This window comes from Candidatus Magnetobacterium casense, assembly GCF_000714715.1.
GTDB lineage: Bacteria > Nitrospirota > Thermodesulfovibrionia > Thermodesulfovibrionales > Magnetobacteriaceae > Magnetobacterium > Magnetobacterium casense.
Genome location: NZ_JMFO01000031.1, coordinates 22,390 through 36,377 on the forward strand (window position 1 = coordinate 22,390; position 13,988 = coordinate 36,377).

The 13,988-nt window shown below is 48.0% G+C and carries 16 protein-coding genes; 3 read left to right on the forward strand and 13 right to left on the reverse strand.

The genetic code is table 11. The features are described from left to right. Window positions 1–122: 122 nt before the first annotated feature. The gene (locus Mcas_RS13245; RefSeq protein WP_040336026.1) at window positions 123–545 is read left to right on the forward strand and encodes a hypothetical protein; all 423 of its coding nucleotides are present in this window, start codon (window positions 123–125) and stop codon (window positions 543–545) included. Window positions 546–570: 25 nt separating this feature from the next. Here the strand turns inward: Mcas_RS13245 and Mcas_RS13250 are convergent, their stop codons facing one another. The 13 genes from Mcas_RS13250 to Mcas_RS13310 all read right to left on the reverse strand — a co-directional run bounded on the left by Mcas_RS13250 (window position 571) and on the right by Mcas_RS13310 (window position 12,502). Beyond that, window positions 571–1,650, reverse strand: a complete 1,080-nt coding sequence (locus Mcas_RS13250) for an HD domain-containing phosphohydrolase (protein WP_040336027.1) — start codon at window positions 1,648–1,650, stop codon at window positions 571–573. Window positions 1,651–1,734: 84 nt separating this feature from the next. Next, on the reverse strand, window positions 1,735–1,926 hold the full coding sequence (locus tag Mcas_RS13255; protein ID WP_040336028.1) for a ferredoxin: 192 nt from the start codon (window positions 1,924–1,926) through the stop codon (window positions 1,735–1,737). Next, the gene (gene purS / locus Mcas_RS13260; RefSeq protein ID WP_353740394.1) at window positions 1,926–2,174 is read right to left on the reverse strand and encodes a phosphoribosylformylglycinamidine synthase subunit PurS; all 249 of its coding nucleotides are present in this window, start codon (window positions 2,172–2,174) and stop codon (window positions 1,926–1,928) included. Before purS ends, Mcas_RS13255 begins: the two co-directional genes overlap by 1 nt. 52 nt (window positions 2,175–2,226) lie before the next feature. After that, window positions 2,227–2,493, reverse strand: a complete 267-nt coding sequence (locus tag Mcas_RS13265) for a cell division protein ZapA (RefSeq protein ID WP_040336030.1) — start codon at window positions 2,491–2,493, stop codon at window positions 2,227–2,229. A gap of 4 nt (window positions 2,494–2,497) precedes the next feature. Continuing rightward, complete coding sequence (locus Mcas_RS13270; RefSeq protein ID WP_040336031.1) at window positions 2,498–2,758, reverse strand: hypothetical protein; 261 nt, start codon at window positions 2,756–2,758, stop codon at window positions 2,498–2,500. Between the two features lie 147 nt (window positions 2,759–2,905). Next, complete coding sequence (locus tag Mcas_RS13275; protein WP_040336032.1) at window positions 2,906–3,277, reverse strand: response regulator transcription factor; 372 nt, start codon at window positions 3,275–3,277, stop codon at window positions 2,906–2,908. A gap of 1 nt (window position 3,278) precedes the next feature. Next, complete coding sequence (locus Mcas_RS17030; protein ID WP_052567465.1) at window positions 3,279–4,907, reverse strand: PAS domain S-box protein; 1,629 nt, start codon at window positions 4,905–4,907, stop codon at window positions 3,279–3,281. Between the two features lie 66 nt (window positions 4,908–4,973). After that, window positions 4,974–6,644 carry a response regulator gene (locus Mcas_RS17035; protein WP_052567467.1) on the reverse strand — a complete coding sequence of 557 codons (1,671 nt, stop codon included), beginning with the start codon at window positions 6,642–6,644 and terminating at the stop codon, window positions 4,974–4,976. Window positions 6,645–6,659: 15 nt separating this feature from the next. Beyond that, the gene (locus Mcas_RS13290) at window positions 6,660–6,905 is read right to left on the reverse strand and encodes a type II toxin-antitoxin system HicB family antitoxin (RefSeq protein ID WP_040336033.1); all 246 of its coding nucleotides are present in this window, start codon (window positions 6,903–6,905) and stop codon (window positions 6,660–6,662) included. 1 nt (window position 6,906) lies between these two features. After that, on the reverse strand, window positions 6,907–7,152 hold the full coding sequence (locus Mcas_RS13295) for a type II toxin-antitoxin system HicA family toxin (protein WP_040336034.1): 246 nt from the start codon (window positions 7,150–7,152) through the stop codon (window positions 6,907–6,909). Beyond that, entirely contained in the window at window positions 7,145–7,753 is a 609-nt protein-coding gene (locus Mcas_RS13300; RefSeq protein WP_040336035.1) for a chemotaxis protein CheB, read from the reverse strand. The genes Mcas_RS13295 and Mcas_RS13300 overlap by 8 nt, the downstream gene beginning before the upstream one ends. Before the next feature lie 3 nt (window positions 7,754–7,756). Then, a complete protein-coding gene (locus Mcas_RS13305; protein WP_081853874.1) occupies window positions 7,757–8,725 on the reverse strand; it encodes a CheR family methyltransferase in 969 nt (322 codons plus the stop codon). A gap of 159 nt (window positions 8,726–8,884) precedes the next feature. After that, window positions 8,885–12,502 carry a response regulator gene (locus Mcas_RS13310; protein WP_081853873.1) on the reverse strand — a complete coding sequence of 1,206 codons (3,618 nt, stop codon included), beginning with the start codon at window positions 12,500–12,502 and terminating at the stop codon, window positions 8,885–8,887. A gap of 70 nt (window positions 12,503–12,572) precedes the next feature. Between Mcas_RS13310 and Mcas_RS13315 the strand changes: the two genes are divergently transcribed. Together Mcas_RS13315 and Mcas_RS13320 are read left to right on the forward strand one after the other, a co-directional pair. Next, window positions 12,573–13,592, forward strand: coding sequence for a M28 family peptidase (locus Mcas_RS13315; protein WP_200873700.1), 1,020 nt, complete (start codon window positions 12,573–12,575; stop codon window positions 13,590–13,592). 91 nt (window positions 13,593–13,683) lie between these two features. Beyond that, window positions 13,684–13,988 (forward strand): transposase family protein (locus tag Mcas_RS13320; RefSeq protein ID WP_040336037.1); only part of this gene is annotated, 305 nt, incomplete at its 3' end.

Consider the following 13,988-nt stretch of genomic DNA (forward strand, 5'->3'; position numbering starts at 1 on the left):
TACACTTGCGTTTTTTACACTTAGGAGTATAGAATAAGCGTGTATGTATAAAAAGCTTGAAGTTGTATAATCTGCTCAAGGGCAAAATCGGCAGAAGAGGGCACTGGAGGATTAATTAATTTATGCAGTGGCAATTTACACCTTATCAGGTGCTTAACGGAGATGTCCCATACGGTATACAAGACTATAAGAATGACCTGAGGGCAGAGATCAGGGGGACGTTGGCCAGTCTGGGTATGGATGAGCATACGATGGACTTCTATTGCGATTTCGTGTACATGCTGTTTTGCTGGCGAGCAACAAATCAACCCATACACACCTATAAAGCACTCCTGCAGGAGAAGCTCCCCGATGACTCCCCCGTCAAGGCCAGTATGACAGACGATGCCTTTTTGTACAGCCTGGAATCCGATAACATGGAGTTTATCGATATGCTGCGGGTGATCATAACCAATATCACCCTGAAACATATACAGACAGGGCTATCCATAGAGGATGCCGCAAGGGCAGTGCATAACGAAATAGGCTTCTTCCGCCAACTGTAACTGCACCAGAGAGACCTTAACGCAGCTATAACTGGTGGGTGTTGAAGATGTCGTCAAACATTGTGGTTATTTGCTTAAATGCCCTCAGCACGTGCGGGTCGAAGTGTGAAGGCTGGGTTCTGCCGTCGCCGACGGTGATTATTTCAACGGTATCATCGTGTGTGAGGGCGGGTTTGTAGGGGCGTTTGCTCCGGAGAGCGTCGTACTGGTCGCAGATGATGGTTATCCTGGACTCAATGGCAATGTTGCCGACTCGCAGACCGTACGGATAACCGGAGCCATCCCATCGCTCGTGGTGACCCTGCGCAATGCTCTGGGCCATCTGCAACTTAGGAAACGATGACCCCGACAGGATATTGGCCCCTATGGTGGTATGCGTCTTCATGACCTGGAATTCCTCCGGGGTTAGCGTCGATGGCTTGAGGAGGATGCTGTCGGGTATACCTATCTTGCCGATATCGTGCAGGGGACTGGCAAAGCGGATGGCACAGATAAAATCCTCAGACATACCAAGCTCATGTGCCAGGACTTCGGCGTACTTGCCTATGCGAAGGATGTGAGAGCCTGTGTCCTCGTCCCTGTACTCGGCGGTCACGGTCAGGCGGTTGACGATGTCGTTGCTGAGGCTTGTCACCTTCTCCAGGGCATCGGATAACTGCTTGGTTCTCTGTTTGACGGTGTCCTCGAGTCTGCGCTTGTAGTCCTTCTCCATGCGCAGGAGTCGGGCATATCTGACGGCCTTCTCCACGCTGTAGAACAACTGTTCATACCTGTAGGGCTTGATTATAAAGTCATACGCCCCCTTTTTGATAGCATCGATGACCACGTCAATCTCCGCAAAGGCGGTCATCAATATCACCGGGATGTCGGGATAACTACCGTGCAGGCGGTCCAACAACCCAACCCCTGATATTCCGGGCATCTTTATGTCCGTCAAGACTACATCCAATACATCGCTATATCCACTTACAAGTTCGAGTGCCTCCATAGCGCTGGAACACGTCATTACGTCATAGCCGTTTTCTCGTAATAGTATGGACAATGACTCACGGACAAAGGGGTCGTCGTCCGTGACGAGGATGTGAGCCTTACCTTGATCAATCATAGCCGGCTTCCCGCAAAAAATTTATAAAAGCGTCTCCTTGGGACGTCATGCAGACAAATGAACGTTATAAATATCAGAGCAACCCTACGCGACGAGAGAGATTGCGTGTACCGGACAATTTTCCTCAGCAGCCTCACAGCAGTTGGCATACTCACAGGCATCGGGGTCAATCACCTGAGACTTGCCAATACCCTCATCAACAAAAAATACAGCCGGACATAACTCCTGACACCTGCCACAACCAATGCATACGACCTCATCTACAAATACGTCCATTAACCCACAACCTCAAAACGAAACTCCTCAATTACGGTATTGACCAGGAGCTTTTGACACATGTCCCCGACCCGCTCTTTCAGGTTATCCGTTGCCGTTGCATTGTCCATGTACAGTTCTATCATTTTTCCAACCTTTACATCGGTTACCTCTGCAAATCCGAGGTTACGCAATCCACCTGAGACGGCCTTTCCCTGGGGGTCCAGCACGCTGTCCTTGAGCCTTACATATACCACTACCTTCATCAGCCTATGTGTCAACCTGCCTTATTATATATCGTTGAGATACGAAATTCTTTTTTTAGTCGAGCAACTTGCTGAGGTCTTCAGCGCTCGTCTCTATGTTTTTTGTTAATGCTTCATGCGCCTCTTTCAATTTAAACAGCTCATCAGCTATGCCCAGGGCCGCCAGGATGGCAGTCTTTGTCTGGTTTGCCATTGGCGCAGAGCGCTGTATATCTTGCAGCTTCTTATCCACGTACACAGCAAGCGCCCTTATATATTCCTCCGGCTCCTCACCCTTGAGTATATATTTCTGACCAAGTATATAGACCTCTGCACTTGCCATCTTATTAAATCTCTATCTTGTCAAGCTCACTTAATATGGCCTCTATCTGCTCGGCTACCGAGTTTCTCTCTCCCAGCATCCTCTCTATTTCGGTGTTTTTGGCATTGAGTTCGCTCTTAAGCGCCGCAATCTCCTGGTCCTTGGCCGCAACGACGCCGCCTGAGTCGTCAACCCTCCGTTGCAGGGCATCCCTGTCATGCTTTAACGCCTTTACCCGCTCGACTATGGCCGATATCTTTTCCTCAAGCTCCTTTATTTTTTCCACAACAATAACCCTCCAGCTTTTCTTTCATTATGCAGCAATCTCATAAATCTATATAACTATACATCAATCATAACAAATTTATCAACTGCTTGTCCATGCCGGGGCGGCTCCGCCCCCCTTGCGAGTATGGTTGGTGGAACTTTAGTGCTACTTACTGAGACACTTAAAGAGTGCTGTCAGCAAGACTTCCCTGATGACGGGTTTTATTATATTTACACATGCCCTTTTGCTCTTGTGTTCATCGTCATTATACCCAGTTGTAATAATTATACACTGGGTTGGGTCTAACTCGAATATCTTCTCTATCATTTTCAATCCGTTCATTATTGGCATCTCTATATCCGTTATTACGATGTCATAAGCACCAGGGGAGTATAAGTTTAACCCCTGTCGTCCATTTTCGGCCTCCGTAACTACCTTGAACCTGCGCCTGAGAAATTGCGCGATATTGGTTCGGATGATCTCATCATCCTCGACGTATAATAGACTCTTGTCCTTAAAAAGCTGATCTCTGTCCATGCTATATCTCTATTATAAACTCTGCCCCTGTGCCTGTATTTTGAGCCGTTATGCTACCGTTGAGGTTTTTCTCTATCATGACCCTTGCCATGTATAAACCAAGCCCCACCCCCCTGGACTTGTGCTTTGTCGTAAAATACGGATCAAATATCCTGAACTTTATATCCTCTCTCATGCCGCCACCATTGTCGGTGATAGAGAGCCTTGTCTTGCCATTGTGTGTGTTTCTGCAGGCGAGTATTTTTATGTGACCATCTTTTATATCTCTTTCGTCAAAGACGTCCTTTATGTTGTTAATGATGTTGAGGATTACCCTTGAAAACTCATTGAAGTAGCCTTCTATCTCAAGGTTTTTTTCTATGTCTACCTCTATCGTCACACTCTTTGAGCTAAAGTAGTCGTTTAGGAGCAGCAGAGTTTTTTCCACGCACTCATGGACTCTGAACAGGGTTTTTTCCTTATCCCTGTGGTAGAAACTGCTGAAATTGTCGATGGTCTTTGACAGATAGATAAGCTCTTCAACGATTTTCTTAGTCGAGTCGTGAAAGAAGTCTTCATCGAGTTCTTTATAGTCAAAGGCGTCCTCGACATTCTGCACAATAGCCCCGATTGCGCTCAGAGGCTGCCTCCAGTGATGTGCAATGCTTATCATCAGCTCGCTTATTGCCAACTGCCTGCTCTGCTCAACCACTAACTGGTTCTGAATCTTCAACTCCTCCTCGATCTGCTTACGTCTGGTTATGTCTCTGATTATGGCGGTAAAGTATAGCTTTTCCCCTATGGTCCATTTGGTCAGAGATAGCTCTATCGGGAACTCAATGCCATCCTTTCTTAATGCCGTCAGGTCTAATATTTTGCCGACGTGTTTTGATATCCCCGTCCTGTTTACTCGCAGGATGCCTTCTCTGTGGGCGTCACGATAATGTTGAGGGATTATGATCGTGACGGGAGTGCCCAGGGCCTCCTGTTCGGTGTATCCAAACATATCCTCTGCCGCTTTGTTCCACGTTGTGATCCTGTCCTCGCTGTCTATTGACACTATGGCATCGCCGGCTGCTTCGACCACGTTTCGGAAACGCTGTTCGCTGTCTTGCAAACGCTGAAGGGTCTGACTGTTGTGTAGGGCAATGGCCACAAATTCACCAAAGGCCGTTGCTATATGCAGGTCATCGTCGTCAAAGTCGCTTGGTTTGTTGGCCAGACCTATCAACCCCACGGTCTTGCCCTCTAACACCAAAGGGGCAAACAGGACGTTGTCCAAGGGCACATGTCCCTGGGGCAGATAGTCCCACCACTTGCTGGTTGTAAATTTGTTCTCACACACCGCCTTACCGGTGCGGTAAGCCGTCTCGCGGAGCCCCCGTATGGGCATTGGCAGTGAAGGGTCAACTATACATTGCCTCCCGCCCGGATCAAGAAACAGCACCTCGTTTTCATCACCAGTCGCACTTAAAAGCGCAACATAACCGCTTGTTGCTCCAGTCATTTCCTTGCACTTATCAAAGATAGCTCGGGCAACTTTCTCAAATTTCTTATATCTCAGAACGGCGCGTGCACCCTCCAGAAGGGCTGTCATCTCACGTTCCCTGCGTGTTTTACCTACGCCTTCGCTGACTGTGTCTTCTGTCATATTGTTTATATTTTAGCCTATTGCATAAATTTATTGTAATCTTTTTTCTGAGAAAAGAACACCGTGTTACCTACCCTTATCCTTTTCAATCTCAATAGTAAACACGGCGCCGTTGTCCGTATTGTCTGCATACAATCTTCCGCCGATGTTGTCTTCGATTATTACCTTTGACATGTATAGCCCCACGCCGGTGCCCTTGTTTGGTCCCTTTGTGGTAAAGTAGGGTTCAAATATCCTGTTTATTATGTCAACCGGGATACCGATACCATTGTCGCTTATCTTTACAGTGAACTTATTGTCATCCTTATAGAAATCAAGCAGGATCATACCCATCTCCTCCGTCTCTGCATATTCATCTCTGTTTCGTTTTTCTATAATAGAGTCCTTGGCATTATTGATCAAATTCAGCAGGACGTGCTCAAATTCACCCTGGTACGAAAAAAGAGTCAGGTCATGACAACACATCTCGCCATCCAAGTCTTCACGTGACATATTATGGACATGACAGGTAAGTCTGTACGATATAGAATTGTTCCTGAACTGGGCAGAGAGCAAGGACAATACGTTCATAGCGGCCTTCTTTACATCAAAGACCTTTTTTTCTTTTTCGGGGCTGTAAAAGTTTCTGAAGTCGTCTATCGTTTTTGACATAAAGCTTATCTGAGCCACAGACTTACTTATCGATCCCTCAATATATTCCTTGTCTAGTTCTCCGTAGTCATAGGCATCCCCGATATCCTGTACGAGGATAGCGAGGGCATTGAGGGGTTGCCTCCACTGGTGTGCAATGGCGCTTATCATCTCTCCCATGGCGGCCATCTTGGACTGTTGGATAAGCATTTGTTCTTGTCTGAGGCGTCTTTCAACCTCGTCTTTGACACGATTTTCGAGGTTTTTATTTAACTCCATCAGGTTGTCTTCATACTCCTTACGGATGCTGATGTCACGGGCGGCAACTATTACACCGATGACGCTGCCGACCTCATCGCGATACACGGAGGCATTACACAACACGGGAGTCGTCTGACCATCATAACACAGGATGTATAGCTCATAGTCATGAGCCGTGCCAATGCCGAGGGCTTTCTTATAGAGTTCTGCCGCCTTTTCAGGTTCGGTGAAATAGTCGGTAAAATCGCTGTCTATCAGATTTCTCCTTGAACGGCCAGTGATTATCTCCGTGGCGATGTTGACGTCCTTTATCTTGCCATTTTGCCCTACGTTTATAATGGGGTCGAGGTTTACCTCTATCAACTTCCTGTTGTACTCGCTGACAACGCGCAGGGCCTCGGTTGTTTTTTTCAGGTACTCATTGGAGGTATGAAGTTCTTCTGACTGCTTGAGTATTAACTGCTGCTGTCTGTGCAGTTGAAGGAATACGTTTACCTTGCTCTTTAATATTTCCGGCTCTATGGGTTTGATCAGGTAGTCAACGGCGCCACTCTCGTAGCCCTTAAATATAAACTTTTGCTCTGTGCTCACGGCACTTATAAATATGATGGGGAGTGTCTTGGTCTTGTTGTTTTTGCGGATTAGCTCTGCAACCTCAAAACCGTTCATCTGCGGCATCTGGACGTCCAGCAGGATAAGGGCAAAGTTGTTGTTTAACAACTGCCAAAGGGCCTCCTGACCCGAGGTGGCCTTAACAATGTTTAGCTCCAGCCCCTGGAGTATGGTCTCCAGCACCAACAGGTTTTCGACCCTGTCGTCAACTATAAGGATGTTTTGTCTTTCCATATTTTAATCATCATCTCATTTATCAGAACATGTCAAAACTTCTTGCAAATTAAAGGAACTATCTTCTTTAAGCACTGAAGGCTCGGGGATTTTCTTACCGGACATCTTTGCAACTTCAATCCATCCCTCCTGGGCTATTTTTATTTCTTTTAACGCCTCTTCTTCTGTCTCTCCAAAAGCAGAACATAGAGGAAGGTCCGGCACTATGGCTATATATCCCTCATCTTCTTCGCTGTAGAAAATTGTGATTGCGTATTTCATATCATTCCTCCATTTTGTGTTTTTCAATTAGTTTAATAAATTGCTTTACTTGATAAGGTTTAGCCATACCATTCTTGTTTTGATAATTTAAAATTTCGTTCACATTTTCTTTTTCATAATAACAATGACTACCTCTTTTGTCTTTAAGTATAAAATTAAACGATTTAGTCAACTTACACAAATCATCAAATCTAACATTATCAGGATTATTTTTTACTTTTTTCAGAAGCTTTTTTAATTTACTCATATGCACTAATGCCTGTCTCTGCCAGCCTTATTATAACCTCCGCGATGTCCTTGAGGGGTAGGATATAATCCACGCTTGTTGCGGCAATAGCGGCTTCCGGCATCGATGAGCACTCGGCGGTATCGGGGTCCTGGACGATGGCCACTCCACCGGCGGCCTTGATTTTGCGCAGGCCAAGACTGCCGTCGTTGTTGGCGCCTGTGAGAACTACACCGATCAGAGCTGCCCCATAGACGTCTGCGGCACTTTCAAAGAACACGTCAATAGATGGCCGCGAAAAATTGACAGGGGCATCCACGGACAGCGAAAACGTCCTGTCATTCTCTACCAACAGATGATAGTTGGGCGGTGCAAAGTAGACACATCCACCGGCTACGGCCTCTTTTTCGTCTGCCTGCTTGACCCTTAACCGGCACGAGTCCTTGTACAGGGCCGGCATATCATCCCTCGAACTGGGATGCAGATGCTGGACCACCACCACAGGCAGGGAGAACTCCGCCGACAGGGACGGCAATATCTCCTTCAGGGCGCTTGTACCTCCGGCAGATGCCCCTATCACCACGGCCTCATACGCTTTATGTTGTCCGCTTTTGTTGCTCACCTGTCATACCTTGGTCACACTCCGGATCAGACCTTGCAGTTCATCAAGCCTCTTGATTGTCTCCGAAATGAGCACGGCGCTCCTGTTGAGCACACCCTCCGTGAGACCATTGACCGGCTGATTTGATTCAACCTCAGCGACCGGCCTTGAGTGTTTGCTGTATATTCTTTCTTCCTTTGAGACGTCATCAAAGTAACCTGAGTACTTTGACAGACGTATGGTCTCCTTTGATCCCAGGGCAAGAAAACCGCCATCACACAGGCTATCTGCAAACAGCCTGAATACGTTGTCCTGAAGGTCTCTGTTAAAATATATGAGGACATTTCTGCACACTATCAGATTCATTTCACCAAAGACCCCGTCCGTTACGAGGTTGTGTCTGGAGAACGTGACGTTCTTTCTCAGGGATTGATTCATGATAGCGGAGTCGTATTTTGCCAGAAAGTAGTCCGCAAAGGACTCTACACCGCCTGACTGTTGATAGTTGGAGGTGTATTTTTTCATATCGCTTGTCTTATAGATTCCTTCCCTGGCCTTGTTGAGGGCTGCCTCGCTAAAATCGGTGGCATAGATGCGTGTTTTGTCGTAGAGTTTTTCTTCCGTTAAGAGGATTGCCAGCGAATAGACCTCCTCTCCCGTGGAACAGCCCGCTACCCAGAGCTTTATAAAGGGCAGTTGTTGCAACAGTGGTATGACCTGTTTTCGCATTGTCAGGAAGAAAGACGGGTCCCTGAACATCTCCGTAACCTTGATAGACAGCTCGTTGAGAAACGCATCAAAGAACGCCCTGTCGTACAGAATCCTGTGTATCATTTCGGAGACGTTGTCAAGGTTCGACAGGGTCAACCTCTGGGCTATACGTCGCTTCAGGGAGGCCTTGGAGTAGTTCCTGAAGTCGTACCCGTACTTGAGGTATATGGCCTCTAACAATACGCGGACCTCTATGTCCTCGTTCTCGTGCGTGTCATTCACGTTGTCTGCGCCCTCATCCTTCACGCGTTATCCAAAATGTAACAATAAAAGGCAAAGAAGAAGGAGGTCGGCTCCGCCCCCTCCTCAGACCTCCCCTGCAAGGGGACCAGTCCCCTTGACCCCATTTAGGTTGTTTACAGAGCATGGCTATCAAATCAATCATTTATATAACCACACTCTCAACAGAGAAAGCAATCTGTCGGCATCGATGGGCTTTGCCAGGTAGTCGTTGGCCCCTGCCTCGATGCACTTCATCTTGTCTTCTTTCATCGCCTTTGCGGTCAGGGCGATGATGGGGAGATTTCTGTACTCATAGGAGCTCCTTATCTGTCTGATTGCCTCATAGCCGTCCATTTCGGGCATCATGATGTCCATCAACACCAGTTCCACCGCCTTATTGTCCTTGAGACGTGCTATGCCCTCTCTGCCGTCTCGTCCAACCAGTACATTTACGCCCCTCTCCTGAAGGACGCTTGACAGGGCAAAGACGTTTCTGACGTCATCGTCAACTATCAGGATTGTCTTGTCTTTAAAGATGGTATCCTTGTCGTGTACCATGTCTATCATTTTTTGTTTCTCCGGTGGCAACTTTGACTCTATTAGGTGGAGAAACAAGACGATCTCGTCAAGCAGTCGCTCGTTTGATATGACACGTTTGACAATAAGCCTGTGGCAGTACATGTTGAGTTTGGTTTCGGCCTCCTTGGATAACACCGCACTGTTGTATACGATGACGGGGACTTCGCTGAATTTCTCTCCAGCCTTTAGTGTATCAAGCAGGGCAAATCCCGCAGTCTCATCAACGCTGAGGTTTAAGACAATACAGTTGACCCCTTTGGTCTTTAGTGCCGCGGGGACATTCGCGGGGGAGACAAAAACGGTCTCAACCCCTGAGCTGTCGAGCAGCTCCAACAACGTAGCCCTCTGTGTCGTATCAAGGTTGACGGCAAGCAATCGCTTGCTGCCCTGAGCAAAAATGCCCTCCAGCTTTTTAAAGACATCATCGAGTCGTTCCATGCTGACCGGCTTGGTGAGGTATCCGACAACGCCCGACTTCAGGCAATCGATGCTCTTATCGGCGGCTGAGACGATATGCACGGGAATATTGCGCGTCCCTGCGGAGTCCTTTAATCTCTCCAGCGCCATTCTGCCATCCATCACGGGCAGGCCGACGTCCAGAATTATGGCATCCGGCCTGTAGGTCTCTGCATACTCACATCCACGCCAGCCATCACCGGCAACAATACATTTAAATCCTTTTTCGTGACTTATATCGTACAGTATCTTTGCAAACACGGGGTCATCCTCGATGACGAGTATGGACTTATCCCCGGGGGATAGGTGCTGTCTGTCATCCTCGAGGATATCAGCCCCGGTATGGGGTCCGGCAGGGGGGCGAACTTCAACCGCAGTGCGCTGCGTTGGCTCAACGGGGTGGGAGTCTGCCTTAGAGGGTTGCCTTGTGTGCGGCTGGGAGTAACCCTGTGGCTCTAAACTCGATGGCAGGTACAGTGTAAAGGTACTCCCGTGGTGTTCAACACTCTTGAGGTGCAGTTGTCCGCCCAGCAGCCTTGTCAGTTCCCTCGATATGGTCAGGCCAAGTCCGGTGCCGCCGTACTTCCGGCTTGTGGTACCATCGGCCTGCTTGAATGCCTCAAAGATCACCCCCTGCTTGTCTGCCGCAATGCCTATACCCGTATCCGATACGGAGATGGCGACGACCTCTTCCGCTCCACCGCCAAGCGTTACGGAGGCATCGGTGCAGCGGCCAATGTTGACGGAGACCCCCCCCTTTTCGGTAAACTTTATGGCGTTTGAGATGAGATTGCGTAGAATCTGTTCCAGCTTTTGAACGTCCGTCCTTATTGAGGCCCTGATGTCCTGAGCAACAACCACGTCCAGCGTCAACCCCTTGTTCTGTGCAACGGGGGCGAAGGTACGCCCTATGGATGTGGCCAGCTCGCTGAAGTCCAACGGTTCCACGTGCAGCTCCATCTTGCCAGCCTCCACCTTGGAGAGGTCAAGGATATCGTTGATGAGCGCCAACAGGTCCTTGCCCGATGAATAAACGGTCTGGGCACACTCCAACTGTTTTGACGACAGATTGCCGTCCTTGTTGTCGGCCAGGTGTTTTGACAGCAACAGGATGCTGTTTAACGGCGTGCGCAACTCATGCGACATGTTGGCAAGAAACTCGGACTTGTACTTGCTTGTCACCTCAAGCTCCTGTGCCTTCTCCGTGGTTATCTGCTGTGCCCGTTCAAGTTCGGTGTTCTTTTGCTTTATCTCATCGCGTTGTTGTTGCAGTATCTTTGCGCGCTCCTCAAGTTCCTCGTTGACCTGCCTGAGTTCTTCCTGCTGGGCCTGGAGTTCGGCCTCCGAATCCCTCAATGCCTTTGTCTGCTCGCTTAGGGCCTCGTTCGACGCTCGCAACTCCTCCTGCTGCACCTGTAACTCCTCGGCCTGGGCCTGTGTCGTAGACAGGAGTTCTCTCATCTTTTCCCGCGCCTGTGCAACACTGAAGGCTATCCCTATGGACTGGGAAACCATCTCTATCAATTCAACCCGGGTATCGTCAAACCTCTCAAGTGAACCGATTTCGATCACGCCCATCACCTGTCCCTCGTATAAGAACGGCACAACCAGTATGTTGACGGGCCTGGATTCACCCAACCCGGATGTGATCTTTATGTAGTCCTCCGGGGCATCGGTTATGAGTATGCACTGTCCTTCAAGTGCGGCCTGCCCCACCAGACCCTCGCCAAAGACAAAGGTGTTGGAGAGGCTCTTGCGTTTTGTGTATGCATAGGAGGCCGTAAGTCTCAGCTTCTTGTCGCCTTCAACCAAATAGATTGCCCCCACCTGGGCGTTTAAGTACTTGGTCAGGAGACCGATTATGTTCTGTGCAAGGAGTATGACGTCCTGCTCCCCGCGTATCTTGTCGTTGAGCTGAGAAACTCCGGTTTTTTTCCAATCCTCCCGGTCCTTTTCCGTGAGCGTTGCCTTAAGCTTTGCGGTCATCTTTCTGAAGGAATCGGCTAGTTGTCCGATTTCATCGGTAGAGGCAACGTTTATTGGCGTATCCAGCCTGCCCTGTCCTATCTCGTCAGTGGCGCCAATCAGCTCTTGTATTGGCCTGGTGACACTTTTAGTAAAGAAAAACGTTATTGCTATGCCAAGTGCAAAAATAATTGCAAGTAATATATATATCTGGTTCTTAAAACCATTACCGGTATCCTGGGCATTGTTTCTGAATGTTATGGCCTTGTTTTGAGCGTAATCATAAACCATTTTTATGGTGGTTTCCATATCCATAGTATTTGACATGTACTTATCACTGTTTATCAATGCCTTTGCATCGTCAACTTTGCCATCCATTGCCATCGAAAAAAGATGGGCGATAAGGGGCTCCCACTGCTTGAAGTTAGTTTGTGCGTCGTTGACAAGGTGTTTTTCACCCAGAAATCGCTCTTCCAGGATGTCAAAGTCCTTGTCTATCCGGGCAATATACTCCGCCACCTGCTCCTTGTATCTAAGGACTTCATCCTTATCGGTTGTGTATGCCGCCTTTCTCGTAATCAGGCGTATCTTTGTAGTGTTTCCGTCAACCCGCAAGACGGCGTTACTGACGGTAAAGGGGTGGTTGTACATCAGCCGTGTCTGGTTCAGGACGAAATCAAGACGGTTGACGGCAAATATCGCAACAAAGCCAAACAGCACAAACAACAGCGAAAACGCCATTGCGAGACGTAACCCTATACTCGTGTTTTTCAACATCACGTGACTATTGTAACATAAGATGTTCTGATAATGCTAATGTTGCAATACGTTGGGATATTATTATACAATGGTTTCTATGAAGTTCAAGCCTAAGGGAAAGAGGCTGTGGTTATCGATACTCATACGTTGGGCTGTTATCACGGGCATTGTTGTATCGACCGTGGTGTACATAGAAAGTATGCCGGGTAAGTCGTATAAAGGCGTCCTCAGACCGCTGTCTGCGGATGAGGAACTCTTGAAGGAGAACCTCAGACGACACGTGGTCAAGCTGTCACAGGAGATCGGCCACAGAAACACGGAGCACTACAAGGGCTTAGAGGCCTCTGTGGAGTACATCAGGGACGTCCTTGTTCGATACGGATATAGCGTCAGGTTTCAGGAGTACACGGTCAGACACAAGACCGTAAAGAATATAGAGGCGCAAATTGATGCACCCTCCGATGAAATCATCGTAGTTGGCGCCCACTATGACTCGGTGCAGGGCAGCTTTGGGGCAAACGACAACGCATCAGGTGTGGCTGCAACTCTGGAGTTGGCACGGCTTCATGCAGGGAAAAAGCACCAACGTACCTTACGCTTTGTGTTGTTTGTAAACGAAGAGCCTCCGTACTTTGAAACCGAAGATATGGGCAGCCGTGTCTATGCCAGGGAGGCCAAAAAACGTGGCGATAAGATCGCCGGCATGGTCTCACTTGAGACAATCGGTTTCTACTCCGACAGTCCCGGCAGCCAAAAATACCCCTCGATACTAAGGTACTTCTACCCCGACACGGCAAACTTCATAGGTTTTGTCAGCAACATCTCCTCACGGGAGCTTCTGTATCGTTGCATAAAGACATTCCGCAACACCACGGCATTTCCCTCCGTGGGCACTGTGGCTCCGGCATGGATACCAGGCATAGGGTGGTCAGACCACTGGTCATTCTGGAAGGAGGACTATCCGGCGATCATGATTACGGATACCGCCCCGTTTCGATACGTACACTATCACGAAATGTCGGATACCCCCGACAAGATCGATTTTGACAGGATGGCACGAGTCGTTGCAGGGGTGGACAGGGTTGTAGAGGGAATATCTTCTGAATAGTTCAGCCACAGGTTGTTTAAGATAAAGGCTCTTTCTCAAAGTGAGTGGGTAATGGTACAATGAGGGTAAAACATGTAAGGAGAATAGAGTTATGGAAATGTTGGAGAATTTATTTGAGCAAGCACTAAATATACAGTTACCGTGGAAGGTAACATCTATAGATTTCAAGAAAGTGGAAAAGGTGATAGATATACATATTGATTTTACAAGAGGTAGTATATTCAAGTGTAGTAAGTGTGGAAACAATTCTAAAGCTTATGACACAACTGAAAAGAAATGGCGACATCTTAATTTTTTTGAATATGAGAGTTATATAATAGCAAGAGTACCAAGGACTGATTGTAATGAATGTGGAGTTTTACAGATAGAAATACCTTGGGCTCGTAGTGGTGCTGA